The sequence below is a fragment of the Marinobacter sp. NFXS11 genome (assembly GCF_040148675.1).
Classification (GTDB): Bacteria; Pseudomonadota; Gammaproteobacteria; order Pseudomonadales; family Oleiphilaceae; genus Marinobacter.
The window spans coordinates 483,795-507,201 of record NZ_JAGDDV010000003.1 but is presented as its reverse complement, the minus strand read 5'-3'; the positions used below and the strand labels follow the sequence as shown (position 1 = coordinate 507,201).

The 23,407-nt window shown below is 58.4% G+C and carries 24 protein-coding genes; 13 read left to right on the top strand and 11 right to left on the bottom strand.

What is annotated here, in order from left to right; genetic code table 11:
• The first annotated feature begins 7 nt into the window (after nt 1–7).
• Nucleotides 8–754: a molybdopterin-synthase adenylyltransferase MoeB gene (locus tag J3362_RS18030; protein WP_349521631.1), complete on the top strand. Its 747-nt coding sequence runs from the start codon at nt 8–10 to the stop codon at nt 752–754.
• A 183-nt stretch (nt 755–937) separates the two neighbouring features.
• Here J3362_RS18030 and phrB read toward each other — a convergent pair whose 3' ends face one another.
• The gene (gene phrB, locus J3362_RS18025; protein WP_349521630.1) at nt 938–2,341 is read right to left on the bottom strand and encodes a deoxyribodipyrimidine photo-lyase; all 1,404 of its coding nucleotides are present in this window, start codon (nt 2,339–2,341) and stop codon (nt 938–940) included.
• Nucleotides 2,342–2,506: 165 nt separating this feature from the next.
• On the opposite strand from phrB, the gene J3362_RS18020 reads away from it, so the two are divergent.
• From J3362_RS18020 to J3362_RS17975, 10 genes are all read left to right on the top strand, one after another.
• The gene (locus J3362_RS18020; protein WP_349521629.1) at nt 2,507–3,316 is read left to right on the top strand and encodes a DUF432 domain-containing protein; all 810 of its coding nucleotides are present in this window, start codon (nt 2,507–2,509) and stop codon (nt 3,314–3,316) included.
• Between the two features lie 51 nt (nt 3,317–3,367).
• The gene (locus J3362_RS18015) at nt 3,368–4,228 is read left to right on the top strand and encodes a mechanosensitive ion channel family protein (RefSeq protein WP_349521742.1); all 861 of its coding nucleotides are present in this window, start codon (nt 3,368–3,370) and stop codon (nt 4,226–4,228) included.
• Nucleotides 4,209–4,706 (top strand): ATP-dependent zinc protease family protein, encoded by a 498-nt coding sequence (locus tag J3362_RS18010; protein ID WP_349521628.1) that lies wholly within the window; start codon nt 4,209–4,211, stop codon nt 4,704–4,706. Before J3362_RS18015 ends, J3362_RS18010 begins: the two co-directional genes overlap by 20 nt.
• Nucleotides 4,703–5,608 (top strand): 30S ribosomal protein S6--L-glutamate ligase, encoded by a 906-nt coding sequence (gene rimK, locus J3362_RS18005; protein ID WP_008176329.1) that lies wholly within the window; start codon nt 4,703–4,705, stop codon nt 5,606–5,608. Before J3362_RS18010 ends, rimK begins: the two co-directional genes overlap by 4 nt.
• Before the next feature lie 3 nt (nt 5,609–5,611).
• Complete coding sequence (locus J3362_RS18000; RefSeq protein WP_349521627.1) at nt 5,612–6,676, top strand: succinylglutamate desuccinylase/aspartoacylase family protein; 1,065 nt, start codon at nt 5,612–5,614, stop codon at nt 6,674–6,676.
• Between the two features lie 14 nt (nt 6,677–6,690).
• Nucleotides 6,691–7,116, top strand: a complete 426-nt coding sequence (locus J3362_RS17995; protein WP_349521626.1) for a secondary thiamine-phosphate synthase enzyme YjbQ — start codon at nt 6,691–6,693, stop codon at nt 7,114–7,116.
• 224 nt (nt 7,117–7,340) lie between these two features.
• Complete coding sequence (locus J3362_RS17990) at nt 7,341–8,318, top strand: TAXI family TRAP transporter solute-binding subunit (RefSeq protein WP_349521625.1); 978 nt, start codon at nt 7,341–7,343, stop codon at nt 8,316–8,318.
• Nucleotides 8,319–8,408: 90 nt separating this feature from the next.
• Nucleotides 8,409–10,598, top strand: coding sequence for a TRAP transporter permease (locus tag J3362_RS17985; protein WP_349521624.1), 2,190 nt, complete (start codon nt 8,409–8,411; stop codon nt 10,596–10,598).
• 116 nt (nt 10,599–10,714) lie between these two features.
• Nucleotides 10,715–12,529: a sensor histidine kinase gene (locus J3362_RS17980; protein WP_349521623.1), complete on the top strand. Its 1,815-nt coding sequence runs from the start codon at nt 10,715–10,717 to the stop codon at nt 12,527–12,529.
• Nucleotides 12,526–13,878, top strand: coding sequence for a sigma-54-dependent transcriptional regulator (locus J3362_RS17975; RefSeq protein WP_349521622.1), 1,353 nt, complete (start codon nt 12,526–12,528; stop codon nt 13,876–13,878). Before J3362_RS17980 ends, J3362_RS17975 begins: the two co-directional genes overlap by 4 nt.
• A 38-nt stretch (nt 13,879–13,916) precedes the next feature.
• Here J3362_RS17975 and J3362_RS17970 read toward each other — a convergent pair whose 3' ends face one another.
• The 3 genes from J3362_RS17970 to J3362_RS17960 all read right to left on the bottom strand — a co-directional run bounded on the left by J3362_RS17970 (nt 13,917) and on the right by J3362_RS17960 (nt 16,635).
• Nucleotides 13,917–15,302, bottom strand: a complete 1,386-nt coding sequence (locus J3362_RS17970) for a PhoH family protein (protein ID WP_349521621.1) — start codon at nt 15,300–15,302, stop codon at nt 13,917–13,919.
• 24 nt (nt 15,303–15,326) lie between these two features.
• Nucleotides 15,327–15,818, bottom strand: coding sequence for a CBS domain-containing protein (locus J3362_RS17965; protein ID WP_349521620.1), 492 nt, complete (start codon nt 15,816–15,818; stop codon nt 15,327–15,329).
• An 82-nt stretch (nt 15,819–15,900) separates the two neighbouring features.
• A complete protein-coding gene (locus J3362_RS17960; RefSeq protein WP_349521619.1) occupies nt 15,901–16,635 on the bottom strand; it encodes an START domain-containing protein in 735 nt (244 codons plus the stop codon).
• A gap of 137 nt (nt 16,636–16,772) precedes the next feature.
• Here J3362_RS17960 and J3362_RS17955 point away from each other — a divergent pair, with 137 nt between their 5' ends.
• Entirely contained in the window at nt 16,773–17,780 is a 1,008-nt protein-coding gene (locus J3362_RS17955) for a DUF2804 domain-containing protein (protein ID WP_349521618.1), read from the top strand.
• 37 nt (nt 17,781–17,817) lie between these two features.
• Here J3362_RS17955 and minE read toward each other — a convergent pair whose 3' ends face one another.
• The 5 genes from minE to J3362_RS17930 form a co-directional block, all read right to left on the bottom strand.
• Nucleotides 17,818–18,069, bottom strand: a complete 252-nt coding sequence (minE, locus tag J3362_RS17950) for a cell division topological specificity factor MinE (protein WP_349521617.1) — start codon at nt 18,067–18,069, stop codon at nt 17,818–17,820.
• 3 nt (nt 18,070–18,072) lie between these two features.
• Complete coding sequence (gene minD, locus J3362_RS17945; RefSeq protein WP_349521616.1) at nt 18,073–18,885, bottom strand: septum site-determining protein MinD; 813 nt, start codon at nt 18,883–18,885, stop codon at nt 18,073–18,075.
• A 77-nt stretch (nt 18,886–18,962) separates the two neighbouring features.
• Nucleotides 18,963–19,724 (bottom strand): septum site-determining protein MinC, encoded by a 762-nt coding sequence (gene minC / locus J3362_RS17940; RefSeq protein ID WP_349521615.1) that lies wholly within the window; start codon nt 19,722–19,724, stop codon nt 18,963–18,965.
• Nucleotides 19,721–20,110, bottom strand: coding sequence for a HopJ type III effector protein (locus J3362_RS17935; RefSeq protein ID WP_349521614.1), 390 nt, complete (start codon nt 20,108–20,110; stop codon nt 19,721–19,723). Before J3362_RS17935 ends, minC begins: the two co-directional genes overlap by 4 nt.
• Nucleotides 20,110–20,388, bottom strand: coding sequence for a DUF1244 domain-containing protein (locus J3362_RS17930; protein WP_088829593.1), 279 nt, complete (start codon nt 20,386–20,388; stop codon nt 20,110–20,112). The genes J3362_RS17935 and J3362_RS17930 overlap by 1 nt, the downstream gene beginning before the upstream one ends.
• Nucleotides 20,389–20,503: 115 nt before the next feature.
• Here J3362_RS17930 and dinB point away from each other — a divergent pair, with 115 nt between their 5' ends.
• Nucleotides 20,504–21,568, top strand: a complete 1,065-nt coding sequence (gene dinB / locus J3362_RS17925; RefSeq protein ID WP_349521613.1) for a DNA polymerase IV — start codon at nt 20,504–20,506, stop codon at nt 21,566–21,568.
• Here the strand turns inward: dinB and J3362_RS17920 are convergent.
• Together J3362_RS17920 and J3362_RS17915 are read right to left on the bottom strand one after the other, a co-directional pair.
• Nucleotides 21,565–22,113, bottom strand: a complete 549-nt coding sequence (locus J3362_RS17920; protein WP_349521611.1) for a phosphatase PAP2 family protein — start codon at nt 22,111–22,113, stop codon at nt 21,565–21,567. The genes dinB and J3362_RS17920 overlap by 4 nt on opposite strands.
• Nucleotides 22,079–23,287, bottom strand: coding sequence for a glycosyltransferase family 4 protein (locus tag J3362_RS17915; protein ID WP_349521741.1), 1,209 nt, complete (start codon nt 23,285–23,287; stop codon nt 22,079–22,081). The genes J3362_RS17920 and J3362_RS17915 overlap by 35 nt, the downstream gene beginning before the upstream one ends.
• Nucleotides 23,288–23,407: the final 120 nt, after the last annotated feature.

Here is a 23,407-nt window from a genome sequence, read left to right as displayed (position 1 = left end):
GATGCAGATGCTCAGTGACGACGAATTATTGCGCTACAGCCGGCAGATCCTGATGCCCCGGTTCGATATTGCTGGCCAGGAAAAGCTGCAGTCGGCCAGGGTTCTGGTGATCGGTGCTGGCGGCCTGGGGTGTCCTGTCGCTCTGTATCTGGGCGCCGCAGGTGTCGGGACCCTGACCCTGGTGGATGACGATAATATCGAACTGGCTAACCTTCAGCGCCAGATCGGTTTCGAAACCGCGCAGTTGGGTGAATCGAAAGCGGAAAGTCTTGCCGATCGGATTCGGCGGATCAACCCGCTGGTCTCGGTCACCGCCCTGAATCAGCGCCTTGAGGGTGAGGCTCTGGCGCGGACGATCGCGAAGGCGACCCTGGTGGTGGATTGCACGGATAACTTCAACACCCGGTTTGCGCTAAACCGTGCCTGTGTGGCGGCAAAAGTGCCCCTGGTGTCCGGAGCGGCCATTCGGGGCGAGGGACAAGTTTCGGTTTACGACAGCCGGCGGGAGGAGAGCCCCTGCTACCACTGTCTGTATCCGGAGCAGGGCAATGAGGATCTGACCTGTTCCGAGGCGGGGGTGATTGCGCCGCTGGTAGGGATGATCGGGGCGACCCAGGCGATGGAAGCTATCAAGGTGATTTCTGGAGTGGGGACGCCGCTGGTTGGGCGGTTGTTGATTCTGGATGCGTGGGAAATGCAGTGGCGGGAGATGAAGCTGGCTCGGGATCCTTCCTGTCCGGTTTGTTCTGGCTAACTGTGTGCAGGCGGGCTTTCGAACTTTCGGGCTGCAGCGCCGGGGACGGCCTTCCCAAAACACGCTCCTTGCGGCACGTCCCTGTGACGCTTGGGCTCCGCCATCCATGGCTCCGCACAGTTTTGGGAAGGCCGTCCCCGCCACTGCGTCAGAGCTTTGATTTAGCCCGCCTAGTTGTGTATCTCAGTTCTTCAGCGCCTGAAACTTTGCGATAGCCTCTTTCCTGCTTTCTTTCAGATCAACGATCTGCCTCGGATACCCCTTCGGAATCACACCACTTTTCGCACCCGGATCATGGATCCGTTTGTTGTCCAGCTTGGCCAGTTCAGGGACCCACTCCCGGATGAAATCCCCATCGGGATCGAATCGCTCGCTCTGGGTAACCGGGTTGAACACGCGGAAGTAGGGGGCGGCGTCGGTGCCGGTGGAGGCGCTCCATTGCCAGCCGCCGTTGTTGGAGGCCAGGAAGCCGTCGATCAGTTTTGACATGAAGTAGGCTTCGCCCAGGCGCCAGTCGATGAACAGGTTTTTGGTGAGGTACATGGCGGTGATCATGCGCAGTCGGTTGTGCATCCAGCCGGTCTGGTTGAGTTGGCGCATGGCGGCGTCGACGATGGGGACGCCGGTGTTGCCGGTTTTCCATGCTTCGAACCTGTCGCCCGGTGTGTTCCATTCAAGGGCTTCGGTTTCCGGCTTGAAGGAGCGGTGCATGCTGACCCGCGGGTAGTGGTACAGGATGTTGATGTAGAAATCCCGCCAGGCGATTTCGGTGATCCAGGTTCCCAGGCCTTCCTGGTTGCCGCCGGCGCCTTGGGCCTGTTGACCGGCTATCAGGCATTGCCGGCCAGAGAGAACACCGTTGGCGAGATAAGGGGATATCTGGCTGGTGCCATCGATGGCGGGGAAGTCACGCTTTTCCTTGTACGCACCGCCGCGTTTTTCGAGGAAGCGCTCGAGCTGGTCGTGGGCGGCATCTTCACCGGTTGCAACGAGGGGCTCGGGGGCGTCTCGAAAGGCTTCGGGTATGGAGTCAATCTGTTCCGGGCTTACGGCGTTACCCCTGGCTTTGGGCGTTGGGAAAAGACCCGGATGGGTTTCTTCTATCCAGCTGCGCCAGCGTCTCGAAAACGGTGTGAATACGGAGTAGGGGTCATTCTGTTGGGTGAGGATCTCGCCTACTGGTGCAACTGTCTGGTCGCGGTATTTGCGAACGGCAATGCCGAGTTCATCAAAGCGATGCTTCACCGCTTTATCCCGTTTGCGCTCGTTGACGCCGTACTCTTCGTTGAAGTGCAGCGCTGTCGCCTTGTGCTGTTCACAGTAGTTCTGGAGTTTGCCGAGGCTGTCTTCGAAGCGCTTTGCGTGAATAAAGGACAACGGTATACCCAATTTGGCCAGCTCTTCGGCCAGGGCGTTGGCGTGGGCGATGACGAAGTGCACCCTGGCCGGCGACCAGTCGTGTTCCTGCCATTGCTCTGGCGTGAGGATGAAGCAGGCTCGCACCTGCTCGTTGCTCTCGCAGGCGGCTGTGAGGGCAGCGTTGTCGGCAATCCGGAGATCGTTTCGGAACCAGACCAGTTGTGTCATCCGTAATCCATAGTTGTCTGAGGGATTGATGTAAGTGTAATTACAGGCCGGTGTTTCAATAAAATCACCAACTTGGATATTCGCCCGGGCTGGCTGATTGGATTATAGTTAGGACACTTTTACAGCAAATCAGCCGGCCGATCCTCAAGGAGTTCTGTGGCGGGAATGGAGAACAACAGCGAAGGTCGCCGTGACGGCGTTTGGGCCCAGCCTTATTCACTGGCTTCCGGCCAGACCCAGTATCACCAACTGGGTCATATTCGTTTGTGGGTTACCCTTCTGGATCAGGAGTGGCAGATTCGTTCCGAAACGCTGGAACTGGATACGGATCCGGCCAGCTGGACAGAAACCATCGGCCATACCCTGCCTTCTGCCTCGGTGCCGCTGCAGCGGTTCATTCGGGAAAACCAGTCGTCGACCGTGACATTCCTGCCGGCACTTGCAAACCTGCCTACCGTGATTCGTCCTTTCCAGCCCCTGACGATTCCTGCCGGTGGCCGCTGCACGATCTACGTGGGCACGCTCGTCTGGATGAAGGTCTGCGCCGGCGACAAGCAAACCGTACTGACGGAGATCCCCCTGGCATCGGCTTCCCAGACCTGGGTAGGCCGAAACACCATGGAGGGGGAGCTGTGTTACGCGTCTCCCAGTTTTGCCCGTCTGGTACTGGAGGCAGTACCTAAACGTCCGTGGCGGGCCGTTACGCCGGTGACGTTGATCAACCGGCGGGATGAGCCCCTGCTGCTTGAGCGCTTCAGTCTGCCAACGCCGTTGCTGTCATTGCACCAGAACGATCGTGGTCAGCTGTGGACGCCGGGGGTAACGGTTGAAGTTGAGACCGACATGAATTCGGCGAGTCTGCATGTGGAGCAGTCGTTGCTGCCGGCAGCGGGCACCTGCCGGCCTGTGGCGAATGCTCGTGAAAAAATGGCACGCGGCCGGCTTGTCCGGGCGTTTGACCGGATGTTTGGCTGAAACGGATCTGACGGAGTCGACGTTTTGCTGGAAACAATGCAAACAGGCGTAATGAAGTTCTTTACCGATATTGCCTGGGGGCAGTGGATCAGTTCCGCCTTTCTTGTGGTGCTGGGTCTGTTTCTCGGGTCTCTGGCGGCCCGCAGTGTCGGCCGTTTCATGGCGCAGCGCACTTCACGCCATCATACCGTCATGGTTCGGCGGCTGGTGTTTTACGTCATCGTGGTGCTGTTTTTTGTGGCGGCCCTGCGGGAGGCCGGGTTCTCTTTGGATGTGGTGCTCGGCGCTGCCGGTATCCTTACCGTTGCCATTGGTTTTGCCTCTCAGACTTCGGCGTCGAATATGATCAGCGGCTTGTTTCTGCTGGTGGAAAAACCCTTTGAAATCGGTGACTTCATTGAGGTAGACGCGACCATCGGGGAAGTCGTCGGCATTGATATGCTGAGCGTGAAGTTACGCACGCCGGACAACCTGTATGTGCGGATTCCCAATGAAACCCTGATCAAGACAAGAGTGATCAACCGTTCCCGGTTTCCGATACGCCGGCTCGACCTGACGGTGGGGATTGCCTACGCTGAAGATGTAGAGCGGGTGGAAAGTCTGCTTCTGGATCTGGCAGAAAAGAATCCGGTCTGTCTCGAAGAACCCAAGCCGTTCACGCTGGTAACAGCATTTGGCCCATCCTCGGTGGATCTGCAGTTCTCTTACTGGGTGCCGAAGGAAAAGGTGCTTGAGGGGCGAAGCGGCATGATGGTCGCGATCAAGAAAACCCTGGATCGGGAAGGCATTGAAATTCCGTTCCCCCACACCAGCGTTTATGCGGGTAGCCATTCAGAGCCGTTCCGTGTTCAGCTGTTGGGGCCGGAAAAAATCACTGAAAAGGATCTCCCGGATGTCGATAAAGACAGCTGAAGTTATCAAAACCATCCCACCGACCCCCGCCGAGAGCAAGATGAGTCTTGGCTGGCGGGAATGGGTGGCGCTGCCGGACCTGGATATCAGCCGTATCAAGGCGAAAATCGATACCGGAGCCAGAACTTCCTGTCTCCACACGTTCCGTACCGAGCCGTACACTGAAAATGGCGAGCGGCGGGTGCGCTTCTGGGTGCACCCGGTGCAGAACGATCTGCATCAAGTTGTTGAGTGCGATGCCAGGGTGCTGGATGAGCGGAACGTCTCCGACTCCGGTGGCCACAAGGAAATGCGCCTGGTCATCGAAACCACGCTGCTGATTGGCGGCCAGAAATGGCCCATTGAAATGACATTGACCAACCGAGATTCCATGCGGTTCCGGATGTTGCTGGGCCGTACCGCTATGTCAGGGCGCTCAGTGATCTATCCCGAAGCTTCCTATCTTGCCGGCGAGCCGGCCTTAAGGACTGAAAAATGAAAATAGCGGTACTGTCACGAAACCGTCACCTCTACTCGACCCGCCGTCTGGTGGAGGAGGGCATTAATCGTGGCCACGAAGTGAAGGTCATCGACTGCCTTCACTGCTCCATGAATATCACCTCGGCCAATCCCCAGATCCACTACCACGAGGAGGTCCTCGAGGATTTCGATGTGGTGATTCCGCGGATCGGTGCATCGGTGACTTTTTACGGAACGGCGGTATTACGCCAGTTCGAGATGATGGGCGTGTTTCCGGTGAATGAATCCGTGGCCATCAGCCGTTCCCGGGATAAGCTGCGCTCGCTGCAACTGCTGGCCCGTAAGGGTGTCGGAATGCCGATTACCGGTTTCGCGAACAAGCCGGACAACGTTCCGGAGTTGCTCCAGATGGTGGGCGGGGCGCCGGTAGTGATCAAGCTGCTGCAGGGTACCCAGGGCATCGGCGTGGTGCTGGCAGAAACCCGCAAGGCTGCGGAAAGTGTGATCGAAGCCTTCATGGGCCTGAAAGCGGATATCCTCGTGCAGGAATTCATCAAGGAAGCCGGCGGTGCCGATATCCGTTGCTTTGTGATTGGCGACAAGGTGATCGCGGCCATGAAGCGTCAGGGCGCCGAAGGCGAGTTCCGTTCAAACCTGCACCGGGGCGGCACTGCCTCGCTCATACGCATTACCCCGCAGGAGCGCAGCACCGCAATCAAGGCCGCCAAAGCCATGGGCCTGAACGTTGCTGGTGTTGACCTGCTCCGCTCCAGCAGAGGGCCATTGGTAATGGAGGTGAACTCGTCGCCTGGCCTTGAGGGCATCGAGAACGCCACTGGCAAGAACGTTGCCGGCATGATCATCAACTGGACCGAAAAGAATCAGAAGCCCTGGAAGACCCGGACCAAGGGGAGAGGCTAAAGCATGGCCCGTGCCCCCTATGAAATTGCCGGGACCCAGGTAAAGGCCGGAACCCGGCAAACCGTGGAAGTTCCGGTTGCCAAGCTTTACACCCACACGCCGCTGCACATTCCCGTTGAGGTTGTGCACGGGCGGAGAAATGGCCCGGTATTAATGGTGTGTGGTGCCATTCACGGTGACGAGATCAACGGCGTGGAAATCGTTCGTCGGGTGCTCACCAATTCGGCTCTGAGGCATCTTCGGGGTACATTGGTTGCGGTGCCTATCGTCAATATTTTCGGATTCGTGCAGCGCACCCGATACCTGCCGGACCGGCGGGATCTGAACCGCTGTTTTCCCGGCACTGAAAGTGGCTCCCTGGGCGGGCGTATTGCCTACCTGCTGCGCACCCAGATTATGGAGCGGGTGACCCACATCATCGATTTGCACACAGGTGCTATTCATCGCTTCAACCTGCCGCAAATCCGTGCCGAGCTGAAAAACCCGGAAACCGTGCGCATGGCCGAGGCCTTCGGTGCTCCTATCATAATCAATTCGGGGCTCCGTGAGGGAAGCCTGCGGGCCTATGCTGATTCACAGGACATCCCGGTGATCACCTTCGAAGGCGGAGAAGCTCTGCGCTTTGATGACGTGGTGATCGGGAGCGGTGTGAAAGGCGTCATCCGGGTGATGCGTGAACTCGAAATGATCCCGGCGAAAAAGGGGCCCAAGGCGCCGAGAAAACGGTCTGAAACGGCGGCCAACTCCCAATGGGTGCGGGCGGATATCGATGGGATCATGAGGCCTGTTGCCCGGCTGGGCCAGAAGGTTCGCAAAGGCCAGAGGCTGGCCATGGTGGCGGACCCCTTCGGCGAATCGGAAACCGCGGTGGTGTCACCTTGCTCGGGGATCGTAATCTGCGTGAATAACCTGCCGCTGGTGAACGAGGGTGAGGCAATTTACCACGTCGCGCGATTTGACGAGCTCAGCGAGGCGGAAAAAGCCATGGATTATTTCCGCAGCAGCTACGAGGGCGATGTCGGCGACGATGTGGTTCCCGTTCACCCCTGGGATGACCGGCAGAAATAATCGAGAGGGCTGTCATGATCTGGGATCAGTCGTTTATCGAGTTGGCGCCGCTACCGCGGGGCTTTCATCTGGTCACCAATGAAATCCTTGCCCAGGCGCCGGACCTGACCAACTGCGAAGTGGGGTTGTTGCACCTGTTCATCCAGCACACCTCCGCTTCTCTGGCGGTGAACGAGAACGCCGATCCGGATGTGCGGGGCGACCTGGAACGCCATTTCAACGTCATGGTGCCTGAGAATGCGCCGCACTATGAGCACGTTATGGAAGGGGCCGACGACATGCCGGCTCATATCAAAAGCATCCTGATCGGCCCCTCGCTGACCCTCCCGGTCAGCCATGGTCGCCTGTCGCTTGGAACGTGGCAGGGACTTTATCTCTGCGAGCACCGGGATCGAGCCGGCAGTCGTCGTATTGTGGCGACGCTTCAGGGCCGCTGGTAGCCAGAACCCGAAACGCCCTACGTGTCGGGATTCACCCATCCGCTTTTTCAGATGGGTGGATATCCACCCATTTTTCAGCGCCTGAACTTGCTCTGTTTTTAGTAAGGCCCTGTTTTTCCATATTAATCGAGATCTGGTCTGCTCCTTGCTGATTGGGTTACCCACCGGAGCTGTTAGAGCTTCGTTGAGCACCCAACAAACAAAATGAATCGGGAGCATTCCTTATGAAAACCCAAGCCGTAATGGCGGTGGCCTTTGCCTCCACCTTCGCAGTCGCAACCCCCGCAACAGCTCAGGATCGTTCGGACTGGCCGAGCAACTTCACCGTTGGTACAGCCAGTCAGGGTGGAACCTATTTTGCCTATGGTTCCGGCTGGGCCAACTTTGTCGCGGAAAACCTGGGCGTTTCCGGCGGTGCCGAGATCACCGGCGGTCCGGTTCAGAATATGGCGCTGGTGCACACCGGTGACCTGAAGTTTGGCCTGACCACCATGGGCCCGGCTCGGGAATCCATGGACGGCAACAGCCCGCTTGCGCCGGGCATGAAGATGGACAACGTCTGCGCCATGTTCCCGATGTACGAAACGCCGTTCTCGGTAACCGCACTCTCCAGCTCTGGCATTACCTCCATCGCCGATATCCCCGATGGCGCCACGATCGGTTTTGGTCCGGCGGGCTCCACCTCGGACACCTACTTTCCGCGCATGATGGAAACCCTGGGCGTGAACTTTGAACGCCGCAACGGCAGCTGGTCTGATCTTGGCGGTCAGCTTCAGGATGGCCTGATTGATGTGGTTGCCTTCGCCGCCGGTATTCCCATTCCTGCGGTCAGCCAGCTGGAAGTGCAAACCGACGTGAACATCATCGGCATGAATGATGCCGAGGCCGAGACCATTATCAACAACTTCCCGGTATCCGAGTTCATCATCCCGGCGTCCACCTACCAGTCCCTGGATGCGCCTTCCCGCGTGGTATCCATGTGGAACTTCGCGATGGTCAACTGTGACGTCTCTGAAAGCTTCGTGTATGAAATCACCAAGCTGACCATGGAGAACAACGACAAGATGGTCTCCATTCACAAGGCGGCCCGCAACTCGGTACCCGAAAACTACACGAAGAACAACGTCCTGCCCTGGCACCCGGGCGCTGCGCGTTGGTTCAACGAGAATGGTTACCCGATCGAAGACAGCCAGATCAAGTAACAGTGCTCGAGCGGGAGGCTGCCCGGCAGTCTCCCGCAAAGTATGGCCAGCCGAGTTCTGGCCCCGATTTGCCTGCAAGCAGGGTGTGTCATGACTATCGAACAAGATTCCAAAGACCTTCCGGACATTGAAGTGGGCGAGGACCATGTACTCGCGCACAACGTGGACGATGAACCGGTCGAAGCCAACCGCCGGCTGTTTGAAGGCGGCCTGCTGAAATTTGTCGCCCTGCTGGCGATTGTCTATTCAGCCTTTCACCTGTATTCCCTGAACATAGCGCCCCTGGAAACCTGGTCGTTCCGGATTGTGCACATTGCCGGTGCCCTGGTGCTGGGTTTCGTGCTGTTTGCCGGCGCCCGGTTTGTGTCATCGGACGAGGGCGGTGCCCGCCACCGGTGGACAACCTGGATCAGCGCTGTCGCCATGCTGCCGGCTCTCTATGTGTTGTATCAGACATTTTCGTTCTGGCAGATGGTTCAGAATGGCGCCATGCGGATTCCGGTCGAACTGGAGGTGTGGCAGTTTGGGTGGCCGCTGCTGGCGGCCACCGGTGTCGGCATTGTCATGAGCTGGTTTCATCAGCGCGAGCGATCGGTATTCAGCGTACCCGACCTGGTATTGATCGTCTGTTCCCTGGCGGTCGCGGCCTATTTTCTGGTGGTCTACAACACGTCCATGCGGATGTCGACCGGCACCTCCTTCGCGCCGGTGGGTATTTCGTTCGCAGCGATTGCCGGCACGGCCCTGATCATGGAACTTACCCGGCGTGTGGCGGGGATGGCACTGGTGATCATTGGCCTGGTGTTTCTGGCCTATGTTTTCGCCGGACCCTATCTGCCCGGTTTCCTCGGCTACCCGGGGCTTTCGGTTCAGCGATTCTTCAGTCAGGTTTACACCGATGCCGGGATCCTCGGGCCGACCACTGCGGTGTCTTCGACCTACATTATTCTCTTCATTATCTTTGCCGCATTTCTGCAGGCCTCAAAAGTGGGCGACTATTTCGTCAATTTTGCCTTTGCCGCGGCCGGTCGCTCCCGGGGTGGCCCGGCCAAGGTCTCGATCTTCGCATCGGGCCTGATGGGTATGATCAACGGCACCAGTGCCGGCAATGTGGTATCCACCGGTTCGCTGACGATTCCACTGATGAAGAAAGTGGGCTACAGCAAACAGTCCGCCGGCGCTGTCGAGGCGGCCGCATCTACCGGTGGCCAGATCATGCCACCGATCATGGGGGCCGGCGCCTTTATCATGGCGGAGATTACCGGCATTCCCTACACCGAGATTGCCATTGCCGCGATCATTCCGGCGATCCTGTATTTTGCCTCGGTCTACTTCATGGTGGACTTTGAAGCTGCGAAGACCGGCATGCGTGGCATGCGTGAAGATGAGCTGCCGAAGCTCAAAACGATGATGAAGCAGTGCTACCTGTTTGTGCCGATCATTATCCTGATTGTGGCCCTGTTCATGGGCTACTCGGTAATACGGGCCGGAACCCTGGCGACCGTTTCGGCCGCCGTCGTGAGCTGGCTGTCTCCCAACAAAATGGGCCTGCGGCATATCCTGCAGGCGCTGGAAATCGCCTCCTACATGGCAATCCAGATTATTGTGGTGTGCGCAGCGGCAGGGGTGATTGTTGGCGTTATCTCCCTGACAGGGGTCGGCGCGCGCTTCTCAGTGCTGTTGCTGGACGTGGCTGCCACCAGCCAGTTGCTGGCGCTGATCTTCGCCATGTTCATCTCCATTCTGCTGGGCATGGGTATGCCGACCACGGCGGCCTACGCGGTGGCCGCTTCGGTGGTCGCGCCGGGCCTGATCCAGTTGGGTATTGAACCGCTGACGGCACACTTCTTCGTGTTCTACTTCGCTGTAGTCTCCGCGATCACCCCGCCGGTTGCGCTGGCCTCCTATGCCGCTGCAGGGATATCGGGTGCCAACGCCATGGAAACTTCCGTGGCCTCGTTCCGGATTGGCATCGCAGCATTCATCGTGCCTTTCATGTTCTTCTACAACGGCGCCTTGTTGATGGAAGCCGGCTGGTTCGAGATCGCGAGGGCACTGGTAACCGCAACCTTTGGCGTTTACATGCTCTCTGGTGGCGTGCTCGGTTGGTTTGCGAGCATTTCCGCGTCCTGGATAACGCGACTCCTGCTGATTGCGGCCGCGTTGCTGATGATAGAGGGTGGGCTCTGGACAGATCTCACTGGTATTGCTCTGGCGGTTCTGGCGTTCGTCATCCAGAAGCAGCGCAAAACTCGCCTTGCCGCAGCTGGCGCCCTGTAAAGGGGGGCTTGCTGGCTGCGTCAGAACAACCGTGCCATGGAAACATGGTACGGTTGTTCTACAACCGGCCTGGCTATACTCTAGCGGCTTTCCGCGGTTTTCGGGAACCGGACCCTATGCCTTACCGTATTGGCGTTTTTCTCCTGTTTGTAGCGACCCTGGTGGCCGCCTGGCTGCTCGGTGGCTGGGTTGGATACCGGCAGGTGGAGCAGGAGAGCCTGGAGGAGTCCTTCCGGTATCGCCAGTTGGTGGCCAACGAACTGAACCGGTATCTCCCGGTGCCCGAGCTGATGGCGGAGCATCCGTTACTGCAGCGGGCGCTGCAGGCGCCTGACAGTCGCTCTGCTATTCTCTCGGCCAATGAACAGATGCAGCGCATGGCCACTATCGTAGGCAGTTCGGATGTCTACCTGATGGATACTCGCGGCCTGACGATCGCAGCCAACAACTACCTGCAGCCAGACAGTTTTGTCGGTCGGAATTTCAATTTCCGGCCGTATTTCTATGAGGCGATGGAATCGGGCGATTCGGCGATCTATTTCGCCCTCGGCCTGATGTCTGGCGTGCGGGGTCTGTATTTCTCGCATCCCGTTCGAGACGAGGGCGGCCAGATTATCGGGGTGGTCGCCGTGAAGGTTCTGGTCCATGAACTGGAATCCCAATGGGATCGCCCAGCTGGTTTGCGAGAGGCGGAGATGGTCGTGCTTGATCAGAATGGCATCAGTTTTCTCGCGAGCAGACAGGACTGGCTCTACCGAAATTTTTCGGGGATGGCCGATGCCGTGCCCAACGAGTATTCCCGCCGGCGCTATCCAGACCGCGATTTGACGCCAATGGCGCTGAAAACGTTGGGAACCCCCTGGGGGCTTCTGGAGCAGTCAGCAACGCTTCGCATCCGGGACAATGGCAAACCCCGGGAGTATCTGAGCGTACGCACGCCTCTGCCACGGATGGACTGGACGCTTCAGGTCATGGTGAGCACTCGCTCGGTCGTCTGGACCCGGCTGGGATTTGCGGTCGGTGGCGCAGCGCTGTTCTTTGGTGGCCTGTTGACCTGGCTGTACCTGCGCGAGCGCTACCGGCGCGAGGCTGAACTGGCTCTCAGGGGCGAGCAGCTGGAGCGCAGCGTGGCCGAGCGGACCGCAGACCTGGAGAACTCCAACCGCAAACTGGTGGAGGAGATCCGAGAGCGTGAACGCACCCAAACCGAGCTTCGGGAAACCCAGCAGGAATTGATCCAGGCTGCGAAATTGGCGGTGCTGGGCCAGATGTCCGCGGGTCTCAACCATGAAATGAACCAGCCTCTGACGGCCATTCAGACCTATGCCCGAAACAGCCGTCGCTTCCTTGAGAAAGGTGCCGGGGAGATGGTGGATGCTAACCTGTCAGAAATCATCCTCCTGTGTGACAAGATGGCGGAGCTTACCCGGCAGTTCAAAGTGTTTGCGCGCAAATCCGAAGGCCCTCCAGCGGTGGTCGATCTCCGGCAACCGATTGATGCATCTCTGAAAATTATTGTTGCCCAGCAATCGAGTTCGGAAATCGATATCCAGTGGCACCGTCCGGACGCGCCGGTGATGTGCCACGGCGACCTGATACGGATAGAGCAGGTTATGGTGAACCTGATGGCGAATGCGGTTCAGGCGGTAGAGGGCGGTGCACGGCCGGAAATCCGGATCGATATAGAAGAAACGGAGCATTGCTGGAAATGCCTGGTGCGCGACAACGGGCCGGGATTGAAGGGCGACACCGAACAGATCTTCGAGCCCTTTTTCACTACTAAATCGGTCAAGCAGGGCCTGGGCCTGGGGCTCTCCATATCGCGCCAGATTGTGGATGCGCTGGGTGGCAGCCTGACCGGTCGGAACCGCCGGGATGGGCCGGGTGCGGAATTCGTCGTAACTCTCAAGAAGCGTGAGGACATGGAATGACAGAACCCTCGGTAATCTTTGTGGACGACGATCCACACATCCGCCAGGCCATTGCCCAGACACTGACCCTGGAGGAGTTGCCGGTCAGCTGCTTCGGGGATGCGCCATCGGCGCTCGGACATATCAATACCGACTATGACGGCGTGGTTCTCTGCGACTACAACATGCCGGAGATGAACGGCCTGGAGATGCTGGACCGGCTCCGGGCTATCGATAACACCATTCCCGTGATCATTCTTACCGGGCAGGGCGACATAAGCACGGCGGTAACAGCCATGCAGCAGGGCGCTTACGATTTTATCGAGAAGCCATTTGATCATGATGAACTGATAGAGCTGCTCCGCCATGCCCTGGAAAAACGGCACCTCGCCCTCGAGAACCGGCGACTGAAAGCACAGCTGCGCCACCTGGCCAGACCCGGTCCCCGGATGTTGGGGGATTCGCCGTTGATGCAAAAGGTCATGGCGACCATTGATCCCATTCTCGACATCTCGGCCAATATCCTTCTGCATGGGGAAACAGGGTCCGGGAAGGATGCGCTGGCACGATACATTCATGAGAACAGTGGACGTAGCGCCCACAACTTTGTGGCAATCAACTGCGGCGCGGTGCCCGAGAACCTGATTGAAAGCGAGTTGTTTGGCCATGAGGCCGGGGCGTTCACCGGGGCCGAAAAACGCCGTATCGGCAAGATCGAGCACGCCCACAAGGGCACGCTGTTCCTGGATGAAGTTGAAAGTATGCCCATGCCTTTGCAGGTGAAACTCCTGCGGGTGCTGGAAGAGCAACGGGTCGAGCGTCTGGGCAGCAATCAGGTTCAGGAGGTGGATGTCCGGATCATTGCCGCCACCAAGGCGGATTTGAAAAAACTCAGTGACGATGGCGAATTCCGGCCCGATCTCTATTACCGGCTGAATGTGGTCAAAGTTGACATCCCGCCGTTGAGAGAGCGGAAAGAGGACATCCCGCTGCTGTTCCACCATTTCGTGCTGATTGCCGCGGCCCGCTATGATCGGGAGAGCATTCCGCTTGATGCCGGTCAGGCGGCCCGGCTGATGCAACATTCATGGCCCGGCAACGTCCGCGAACTTCGGAACCTGGCTGAACGTTATGTCCTGCTGGGGCCTGCTGCGCTGGATGAGAACGAAGCTGCGGATACCGCCAATGTGGCGGGCCGACAGACGCTCGCCGAAATGATGGACGGTTTCGAGCGTTCCGCCATTATCAGCGCCCTGAATGCCAGCCATGGCAGCATCAAGGACACCATGGTCCAGCTCGGGATTGCCCGGAAAACCCTGTACGACAAGATGCGCAAGCATGGCTTGGATAAAGCCCAGTTCAAGGATTGAGAGGGGCTCTGGCAGGCCCCTCTTGGAGTAATGTCAGCCTACAGATTGGCCTCGGCAAACTCAGCCAGCAGCGAACGTGGAACGCCTTGCAGGTGAATATGGGCGCCGTGGCGGAAGCGCTTGAATCGTTCGGTCATATAGGTGAGGCCTGAGCTCAGGGCGCTCAGATAGGGCGTATCGATCTGCGCAAGGTTGCCCAGGCAGATAACCTTTGACCCGTTACCGGCCCGGGTAATGATGGTCTTGATCTGATGGGGCGTCAGGTTCTGGGATTCATCGATAATGATCAGGCTGTGCTGGAAGCTGCGGCCCCGGATGTAGTTCATGGACTTGAAGTGTAGGGGCACCTTGCTGAGTATATAGTCGACGCTGGCGGTCATGTTCTCGTCATCCTCATGAAGCGCTTCCAGGTTGTCGACGATGGCGCCCAGCCAGGGCTCCATTTTTTCGGCCTCGGTACCGGGCAGGAACCCGATGTCTTCATCCAGTCCCTGGGTGGAGCGGGTGGCAATAATACGCTTGTAGAGTTTGCTCGCCACGGTCATCTCAATACACGCAGCCAGCGCCAGGATGGTTTTGCCCGAGCCTGCGGAGCCGGTGAGGTTGACCAGGTGGATGTCCGGGTCCAGAAGCAAATTCAGCGCCATTGCCTGATAGATGTCCCGGGGAACCAGGCCCCAGACTTCCTCGTTCATCAGGTCGTGTTGGTGCAGGTCCTTGATGATCAACTGATCGTCGGAGAGGTCCACCACCTTACCGACGAAGCCCATTTGATCGATGACAAATTCATTGATGTTCAGCTTCGCCAGCTCGCCCTCCCGCTTGAGGATATGTTCGGTCGAACCCTCCCGCTGAACCGTTTCCACTTTCTCGATGGTGTCCCAGAAAGAGTTCGGGAACTCCCGGTAGCCCTTGGGCAGAAGATCGATGTCGTCGAGCAGTTGGTCGTTGTGGTAGTCCTGGGCTTCCACCCCGAAACCCCGCGCCTTAAGGCGCATGTTGATGTCTTTCGACACCAGGATGATATCCCGGGACTTGTGGCGGTTCTGGAGCGCGGCCAGGGTGTTGATGATCTTGTTGTCGTTCAGATGCTCTGGCAGCGAATGGTTGCCGCTGTCACCGGTGCTCATCAGGATCGAAAGAGTGCCCAGGGGTTCGGCCTTCTTGCCGCGCACGATGGGAACACCTTTTTCGATCACCTTCGGACTGGCATCGCCCAGCAACTTGTCGATGTTGCGGATGGCCTGACGGCAGTCAGCGGCCACGGCCTGCTTGCCGGATTTGAGGCTGTCGAGTTCTTCGAGGACCGTCATCGGGATGATGACATCGTGTTCTTCAAAGTTGAGGAGGGCGTTCGGGTCGTGGATCAGGACGTTGGTGTCGAGGACATACATCTTTCGGCGAGCTTGCGATGCTCTGGGCATAAGTGGCGCTACCTCTCTGGTGGCTCAGTCGTTATCGGCGCAGCGTTGCGTGAGTTCCTCATTTGAGATCACTTTCAGCATATCGTAAGTCGTTATGATGCCTGTAATTTTTGAATCATTGGTGACAAAGATCCGGTGCAGGTGCTCGCGCATCATGATATTCGCAATGTCGCGCACCGGCGTCTTCTCGTCAACCGATAAAACGATGGGGGTCATGATGTCGCGAACTTCTACAGGCACCTTCCCCATTTCTTCAAAGATCACCATCCGCAGGCGTCGGGCTTCCTCCCGTTCTTCGGGAGTCAGATGCCGGTCGGCATCGGAGCGCGTGGCGTTCCAACGGAATTCGGTGATGTCTTTAAGAGTGGCAATGCCGACAATTTCATCGTCGTCATCGGTGACTGGGCTGCCGGTTATCTCATTGTCGGTGAGGAAGCGGGCCAACCGGTCCATGGTCCAGGATTGCGGGACGGCCTTGATGCTGGGTGTCATGATCTCGTAGGCGAGAACGGTCATTGATCTGGGCTGCCTTCTAGAGTCCTTTCATAAAGCTTAGCGCGTGATACCGCGCGCGTCATCCCTTACTGTGCGCCGGGACTCAGGGTTTGTTCATACGAAGGCCGGTCAGTTGGCCCTGCTCATCGTAAACCAGTTGGTAACCCTGGTACTTGCTGCTGTTGGCAACGCGTTCCAGCGCTTCCATTGACCTCACGGGAATATCAACCAGCAGGGAATTTACCAGCCAGCCGGGCAGCGCCCCATTGGGGTCCGTGTGCTGGACCCACACCATCCGGGTGCTCTCCCCCTCTGGCGTGAACCGGTAAAGGGTGTCCGAACGATCGACCCTCACCCGGCTACTGTTTTCTGCCCGCTGATCGGGCATGGCGTTCAGATCCATGACGATTTCACCGGAGGTCTGATCGCCCCGTGTGCGTATGCGCAGGACATAGTCGCGGTCAGTAACCGGCCAGGGCATGTCATTCACGGAATAGGCAAAGCGATCGTGAAACCCGCCATCGCCAAACGCATAGGATTCTGTGCAGTTGTGCACCCACTCGACGCAGGAACCGGGGTTGGCCATCACAGCCATCAGGTTTTCGATAGGCGCGTCGAGCACCGCCACGGCCTTGAAGGCCTTGAAGCTGGAGCCTGGCTGCTCGATGGTATAGACCCGGATGTGATCGGCTTCCTTGCGTAGCGTCCACGCCTCGTCGCTTTCACTGGGCAGTTCAGCGCGGGCACTGGCGGCAACAGCAAACACCAGCAACGCACAGACCAGCCCACTGATCACCGAGGCCCAGCCCGTAATGCCATGGGCTATGCTCTTTCTCATAGGGTACACTTCCTTGCAGATGGTGGGCCGAGTCTAGCATGGGGCTTTTGCCGGCATGGCCACGGAAACAGTGGATTGTGAACCAGGTAGCGACCTGTTGATTTGGTAACCGAAATTGGCCCGATCTGACGACGACTATGACCATTAAGAAACTCATCAACGGCAAAGGGCAGGTGATTCCGGGACTGCTGGATGAACCGGTAGCAGAGATCAACTATCTGGATTATGACCTGCGTACGGTGATGGACCGCCCGCGTTCAAAACTGGCAAGGCGATGGCGGTTCAACCAGTTCCAGTTTGTCAGTGCCATGGGCCCGGGTTGGGTGTTGGGTCTGGCGGTGGTCGATCTGAAGCTGCTGGGCAGCGGATTCTTCTATCTCTATGACTTCGAGACTGGCCAGATGATGGAGCAGTCGTTCCTTCAGCCATTGGCCCGGCAAACCTGCATTGAGCCACGGCCAGAGGAAGGGGTGACAAGCTTCAGCAAAGGAGAGGTGGCCGTGCGAATTGCGCCTTCTGCGGATGGCCGGACAATTACGGTCTCGGCTCCTGGAGGTATCCGTATTGAACTGACGCTTTCAGAGGATCGGGACCCGCTCCGGCTGGTATGCCCGGCCGGCTACAATGGCTGGGTATTTACCCGCAAGTCGGCAGGCTTGCCGGTGGAAGGGGAAGTGCGCTGGGATCATCGTATCTGGCGCTGCGACGAGCAGACTCGCGGATCCATCGACTGGAGCTGTGGCTTCATGCGCCGGGAAACGGCCTGGAACTGGGCCTGCCTGGCCGGCCAGCTTGCGGATGGCCGGTCCCTGGGGTTGAACCTGGCAGCAGGGGTCAATGAGACGGGAATGACGGAAAATGCGCTCTGGCTGGATGGTGTCTGCCACAAGCTGGGAGCGTCACAGTTCCGATTTGATCGGTATCAACCAGGCGGAGACTGGCATGTGAGCACGGAGGATGGTCGGGTTGATCTGAATTTTGTTCCCGCCGGTTTGCGCAAGGAGAAACTGGACGCCTGGGTGTTGGCATCAAATTTCCGGCAATACGTGGGCACATTCAATGGAACGGTGACGGATGAGGCTGGCGGAAAAATTGAGGTTAAAGGTCTGCGGGGCCTGATGGAAGACCACTTTGCGAGATGGTAAGTGATGGCCTGTCCGGTTCTGGACAGGCCATACGGCTTTATCGTTCCGGCAGCGTGACGTTCAGCTCCAGTACCGAGCAACTCTCGTTGCGGTCCACTTCAACCTGAACCATGTCGTCACTGATCTGAACGTACTTGCGGATAACCTCAAGCAGCTCCTGCTGGAGCTGGGGCAGGTAATCCGGCTGGTCGCGCTGGCCCCGCTCGTGGGCGACGATGATCTGAAGGCGCTCTTTGGCAACGCTTGCGGATTTGTTTTTCTTGCCCTTGAAATAATCGAGGAAACTCATCCCTTAGCCCCCCTTGAACATCCGTGAGAAGAAACCCTTCTTCTGGGACGTCATGAAACGGTGTTCCCGTTCCTCACCCAGCAGGCGTGCGACTGCGTCTTCATAGGCCTGGCCGGCATCGCTGTCCTCTTCGAGGATAACGGGCAAGCCCTGGTTTGACGCATTCAGTACAATCTGGCTTTCGGGAATGACACCCAGCAGTGGAATCGCGAGGATTTCCTCAACATCCGCCACGGACAGCATCTCGCCCTTTTCGACCCGGGACGGATTGTAACGGGTCAGGAGCAGGTGTTCCTTGACCGGGTCCTGGCTCATTTCGGCTCGGCGTGATTTGCTTTGCAGAATGCCCAGGATGCGGTCGGAATCCCGCACCGAAGATACTTCGGGATTGGTAACCACAATCGCTTCATCGGCGTAATACAGCGCCATCAGGGCACCATGCTCAATGCCGGCAGGAGAATCGCAGACGATGTAATCGAACGTCTCGGAAAGCTCGTTGATGACCTTCTCGACGCCATCTTTGGTCAGTGCTTCCTTTTCCCGGGTCTGGGAGGCCGGAAGGATATACAGGGTATCGACCCGCTTGTCGCGGATCAGGGCCTGGTTCAGGGAGGCTTCGCCCTGGATCACGTTTACGAAGTCGTACACCACGCGACGCTCGCAATTCATGATCAGGTCCAGATTGCGCAGGCCCACGTCAAAATCGATGACTACTGTCTTGTGGCCTCGCTTGGCAAGGCCGGTGCTGATCGAGGCGCTGGTGGTGGTTTTGCCAACGCCGCCCTTTCCTGAGGTAACGACAATAATTCTAGCCAAGGTTCTGTTCCTGTTTCTCGGTGGATTCGTCGTGTCTGCCGAATTATCCGGTCAAGTTATTGTATTGAGCTCCAATATCAGGCCTTGTCCAGTGGCGTTACCACCAGCAGGTCGTCCCTGAGCTGGATTTGCACAGCGCTTTTCCAGCCATTGTCCTGAAGATCTTCGGAGATTTTATAGTGTCCCGCGATGGACACAAGCTCCGCTTCCAGGGATTGGCAGAAAACCCGTGCGGATTCTGCGCCATGGATGCCGGCCAGTGCCCGTCCCCGCAGGGGACCGTATACATGGATGTTACCTGCTGCAAGCACCTCTGCACCGGCCTGCACCGGTGCCAGAATAACCAGGTCACCTTCCGGTGCGTGAACCTGCTGGCCGGAGCGCACCGGCTGGGAGATGATCTTGGCCGGGGGCGGGTCGCCGGCAGTGCCGGTCGAGGCAGCAACAACTGCGGTTTCTGCTTCCTCCGCGGCTACCTGTTCGGCTTCATGGGCGCGATCCCGCTGGCCGTTGCCAGGAAGCAGTGCCAGTGCAGCTCCCCGGGCGAGGCGGCGCTGGTCGTCGGTGCCACCGCGCACGCCAATCACGTGGATGTTGTTGCGCCGACAGGTGCCGATGATCTTGAAAAAATCCAGTTCGCCGTCGAGACCTTGGTATTTTTCCAGACTGATGATCAGCGGAATATCCTTGAAGAACCCGGGCGCCTGGCTGATCTTGTCCCGCAACACTTCTTCGAACTCGCCGTCGTCGAAGTAGTAGAGCTCCAGGGCTGTCATGGACACGCTGGCGCTTTTTAGCTGAAAACCCTGTTTTACCCCGGAGGTGGCGGTATCGCTCATGAAGGAGTCTCTTCCCTGGTCATGTTGTCGGTTGGGTTCGGGCGCTGCCGGAGTGGCATGCCTTCGAATCGGATGCCTGACCATCCGGTGCTGATAAACTGGCGGATGTTGCCATGGCTCTCGCCGGTCGGGTCGTCCAGAACCTGCTGATAGTGTTCGGCAAACAGTTTGAGTGTGTCGACTTCACTCAGGTTGCAGTACTGGCCCAGGCCAAAGATCCGGCAAGACCCTGCGTTCTCGCCCTCCGCGTTCACCAGCGGGCCGTTGCGGAAGCTGCAGGGCTGGTACTCAAAATGCTCTTCGATCAGTGCCAGGGAGTCTTTGAAGCTGGCATGGCCAGCGTCCAGGGATGCCAGATGGATCCTCACGGCATCATTGACACTCATTATTTGTGTTCCTGCTTGGGGCCTGTCTGGTAGAGCGCCTTCCAGTCCTCATAGGGCATGCCGTAGATTTCTTCACGGGCCTGGGGGTCTGAAAGTTCAAAACCGCGCTCATTGGCTTCTGCCAGGTACCACTTGGAGAGGCAGTTACGGCAGAAGCCCGCCAGGTTCATCAGGTCGATGTTCTGCACATCGGTATTATCACGCAGATGCTTGACCAATCTACGGAAAGCTGCGGCTTCAATTTCGGTGCGTTCTGCTTCAGGAATCGGGTTGCTCATGATGGCCTCGCAATGGTTGATGCGCCGGTTGTTGGGGTTCCTGACATTCTCTGCATGTTAGCTTAAGATACAAGGCTGTATAAATGTACAGAAAGTCGACGCGAGCCCCCTGATTATGCCACAACGCAAGATCATCCACGTGGATTGTGACTGCTTCTACGCGGCCGTCGAGATGCGGGACGATCCCAGCCTCCGGGATGTGCCGCTGGCAGTGGGCGGTGATGGTGGTCGGGGCGTGGTAACGACCTGCAATTACAAGGCCCGCGCGTACGGTGTGCGTTCGGCGATGCCGGGTAGCGAGGCGCGTCGCCTTTGCCCGGGGCTGGTGACGGTACCGACGGACATGGGCCGGTATCGGGCGGTGTCACAGCAGGTGATGGCCATCCTGCGGGAGCTGACGGATCTGGTGGAACCGCTTTCCCTGGATGAGGCTTTTCTGGATGTCTCCGATGTGACCGATCACAAGGGCAGTGCCACGCTCATGGCTCGCCACCTTCGGGAGCGCGTGCGCCGGGAAGTGGGTATCACCATTTCCGCCGGGGTTGCGCCCAACAAGTTCCTCGCCAAGATCGCCAGCGACTGGGAAAAGCCGGACGGGCTGTTTGTGATTCGCCCGGAGGACGTAGAGGAATTCGTACAGGGATTGCCGGTTGAGAAGCTGTTTGGAGTAGGGCAGGTAACTGCTTCGAAACTGCACGCACTCGGAGTAAAGACCTGCGGCGACATGCAGGCGCTTGGGGCCGATGTTCTGATTGAGCGGTTCGGCAAGCAGGGCTATCGTCTTCATGAGATGGCCCACGGCCGGGATGACCGGGCTGTTGTGGTGTCTCGGATTGCCAAGTCGGTCAGTGTCGAGCGAACCTTTTCCCAGGATTTGCCAGACATGGCGGCATGCGAGACAGTCATGGCCTCGCTGGTTGCGGATCTCAATCTTCGCCTCTCGCGCAAGGCCCGTCGAAAACCGATCCACAAGCTCTTTATCAAGATCCGCTACAGTGATTTTTCAACCCATACCCTGGAGCGGGTCCGGGAACAGGTCAAAGAGCCCGCTCTGGAAGATTATCTGCCGCTGCTGGCAGAACTGGTGACCAACCGGGAACGACCGGTACGGCTGTTGGGGCTGGGCGTGCGTTTCCGCAACGATGATGCGCCTGTTACCCAGTTGCGTCTGTTTGATTAGAGGTGCAGCCAACTCATGGCCGCGTAACCCATCAGGCCACCGATCAGGGCGCCGGCAGCGACGTCGCTGGGGTAGTGCAGGCCGAGGACCACCCTCGATGCCGCCACACTCAACGTAAACGGAAGCACTATGAGAGCCAGCGCCGGTTCCGCCACGGTCAGCATGACCTGAAAGCAGGCGGCGTGGAGTGTGTGGCCGGACGGAAAGCTGTAGCGGTCCAGGGGCGGCGTGCCGCAGTTGATAGCGGGAAAGGATATAAATGGGCGTTCACGGATGAGCCAGCGCTTCAGTAACTTGTAGCTGAGGGTGCAGGTGAGGCCGGTCAGCGCCATGAGCAGTGCCAGTCCTGGCCCGGATTCCGGACGGAGAACGGGGATGAAAAGAATCAGTGCGTACCAGAACCAGCCGTCGCCAAGTCGGCTGACCAGTCGGAAATAGCCCAGGGCGGGTCGGAATTGAACAGCGCGGTTAATAGATTGACAGAAAGCGACTTCCCGCTGGTCTGCCAGTTCAAAGAAGCGAGACGCTTTGCTTGTTGATGGCATGGTATCCGGCCTTTGCGGTTTGGTTGAAAACCAGTTGTTCAAATTGTTCGATCTGCGAATTCCAGCTCTGTTCCAGGGCATCCAGCCTTGCCTGGGCCCTGATCCGGTTCAGCAGGGTTGGTTGATCGGCCAGGCGGAGAGCGCTGTCGACGTATGCTTCATCCTCGTCCAGAGGCACCTTCATGCCGTTTTCCTCGTGGCGGATGTGTTCGGCCGCTGCGGCGTCGTCAAAGCTGACGACGCCCAGTCCGCTGGCCATTGCCTCCAGCACCACGTTGCCGAAGGTGTCGGTCTTGCTCGGAAACAGGAACAGATCGCCTGAGGCGAAATGGCGGGCAAGGTCGTCGCCCCGACGGGTGCCGCAGAACACGTAATCGGGGTGGCGTTCAGCCAGCTGGCGCCGGAGTGGGCCGTCGCCAACCAGGATGAACCTGGCCTGGGGGTGAAGGCCGCGAATGCGTTCGAAGCAGGCAACCGCCATCCGAAGGTTCTTTTCCGGTGCAAGCCGGCCGACATACAGAATGGCGCGGTCATTGGCCTGCAAGCCCCAGGATTCCCGCAGTGCACTGTCTCGCTTGTGGGGCGTAAAGCGATGACAGTCCACGCCCCGACTCCAGAGGCCGGTCGCCGGAATACCCATGGCGCGGGTTGTCTGCTGCATTTTTCGAGTCGGCACCAGGGTGATGGCCGTGCGGTTGTGGAACCATCGACCATAGAGGCACAGCAACCTCTCCAGCATGCCGACGCCATAATAACGGCTGTAGCTGTGAAAATTGGTGTGGAAGCCCGAGCTGACCGGAATGCCCACCTGCCTTGCCGCTGTTGTTGCCGCAATGCCCAATGGGCCCTGAGTGGCAACGTAGACGGCATCGGGCCGGTCAGTGGTCAGGAGCTTTTTCAGATGGCCGGTTCTGGCCAGGCCAAAGCGCAGGTCCGCGTACCCGGGTAGCGGCAAGCCGGTCACCACATGTTCACGGGAGAAGAGTGCGTCGCCAGCACTGGCAAAGTGGCCTTTGCGCTCATGTTGCTGTCGTGGCCGTATAACCGTCACCCGGTGCCCACGTTGCATCAGCCCCTGGCAAAGCTGCCTGAGCGTGTTTGCCACGCCATTGATTTCCGGCGGAAAAGTCTCCGAAACAATGGTAATGTGTTGTGGGCGCCGGTTGGCCTGCATGGTCTCGGTCACGGTGTTTCCTGTGCTTCCTTTGACATGCCCCTACTATGAAAAGCCGGCATGACAGTTATGCGACACTCCCGTGACATTCCCTTTACCCGTTAACCGAACCGAATCGGA

Excerpts from the sequence above, each read along its gene's own strand:
- J3362_RS17995 (WP_349521626.1), top strand. The coding sequence starts at position 6,691 with ATGATCTGGGATCAGTCGTTTATCGAGTTGGCGCCGCTACCGCGGGGC.
- J3362_RS17955 (WP_349521618.1), top strand. The coding sequence starts at position 16,773 with ATGACCATTAAGAAACTCATCAACGGCAAAGGGCAGGTGATTCCGGGA.
- J3362_RS17980 (WP_349521623.1), top strand. The coding sequence starts at position 10,715 with ATGCCTTACCGTATTGGCGTTTTTCTCCTGTTTGTAGCGACCCTGGTG.
- J3362_RS17975 (WP_349521622.1), top strand. The coding sequence starts at position 12,526 with ATGACAGAACCCTCGGTAATCTTTGTGGACGACGATCCACACATCCGC.
- J3362_RS18020 (WP_349521629.1), top strand. The coding sequence starts at position 2,507 with ATGGAGAACAACAGCGAAGGTCGCCGTGACGGCGTTTGGGCCCAGCCT.
- J3362_RS17915 (WP_349521741.1), bottom strand. The coding sequence starts at position 23,287 with ATGCAGGCCAACCGGCGCCCACAACACATTACCATTGTTTCGGAGACT.
- J3362_RS17930 (WP_088829593.1), bottom strand. The coding sequence starts at position 20,388 with ATGAGCAACCCGATTCCTGAAGCAGAACGCACCGAAATTGAAGCCGCA.
- J3362_RS18000 (WP_349521627.1), top strand. The coding sequence starts at position 5,612 with ATGGCCCGTGCCCCCTATGAAATTGCCGGGACCCAGGTAAAGGCCGGA.
- minE (WP_349521617.1), bottom strand. The coding sequence starts at position 18,069 with ATGAGTTTCCTCGATTATTTCAAGGGCAAGAAAAACAAATCCGCAAGC.
- minC (WP_349521615.1), bottom strand. The coding sequence starts at position 19,724 with ATGAGCGATACCGCCACCTCCGGGGTAAAACAGGGTTTTCAGCTAAAA.
- J3362_RS17935 (WP_349521614.1), bottom strand. The coding sequence starts at position 20,110 with ATGAGTGTCAATGATGCCGTGAGGATCCATCTGGCATCCCTGGACGCT.
- J3362_RS17970 (WP_349521621.1), bottom strand. The coding sequence starts at position 15,302 with ATGCCCAGAGCATCGCAAGCTCGCCGAAAGATGTATGTCCTCGACACC.
- J3362_RS17985 (WP_349521624.1), top strand. The coding sequence starts at position 8,409 with ATGACTATCGAACAAGATTCCAAAGACCTTCCGGACATTGAAGTGGGC.
- J3362_RS18015 (WP_349521742.1), top strand. The coding sequence starts at position 3,368 with ATGAAGTTCTTTACCGATATTGCCTGGGGGCAGTGGATCAGTTCCGCC.
- J3362_RS17965 (WP_349521620.1), bottom strand. The coding sequence starts at position 15,818 with ATGACCGTTCTCGCCTACGAGATCATGACACCCAGCATCAAGGCCGTC.
- J3362_RS17960 (WP_349521619.1), bottom strand. The coding sequence starts at position 16,635 with ATGAGAAAGAGCATAGCCCATGGCATTACGGGCTGGGCCTCGGTGATC.
- dinB (WP_349521613.1), top strand. The coding sequence starts at position 20,504 with ATGCCACAACGCAAGATCATCCACGTGGATTGTGACTGCTTCTACGCG.
- J3362_RS17920 (WP_349521611.1), bottom strand. The coding sequence starts at position 22,113 with ATGCCATCAACAAGCAAAGCGTCTCGCTTCTTTGAACTGGCAGACCAG.
- J3362_RS18030 (WP_349521631.1), top strand. The coding sequence starts at position 8 with ATGCTCAGTGACGACGAATTATTGCGCTACAGCCGGCAGATCCTGATG.
- J3362_RS18010 (WP_349521628.1), top strand. The coding sequence starts at position 4,209 with ATGTCGATAAAGACAGCTGAAGTTATCAAAACCATCCCACCGACCCCC.
- J3362_RS17990 (WP_349521625.1), top strand. The coding sequence starts at position 7,341 with ATGAAAACCCAAGCCGTAATGGCGGTGGCCTTTGCCTCCACCTTCGCA.
- phrB (WP_349521630.1), bottom strand. The coding sequence starts at position 2,341 with ATGACACAACTGGTCTGGTTCCGAAACGATCTCCGGATTGCCGACAAC.
- rimK (WP_008176329.1), top strand. The coding sequence starts at position 4,703 with ATGAAAATAGCGGTACTGTCACGAAACCGTCACCTCTACTCGACCCGC.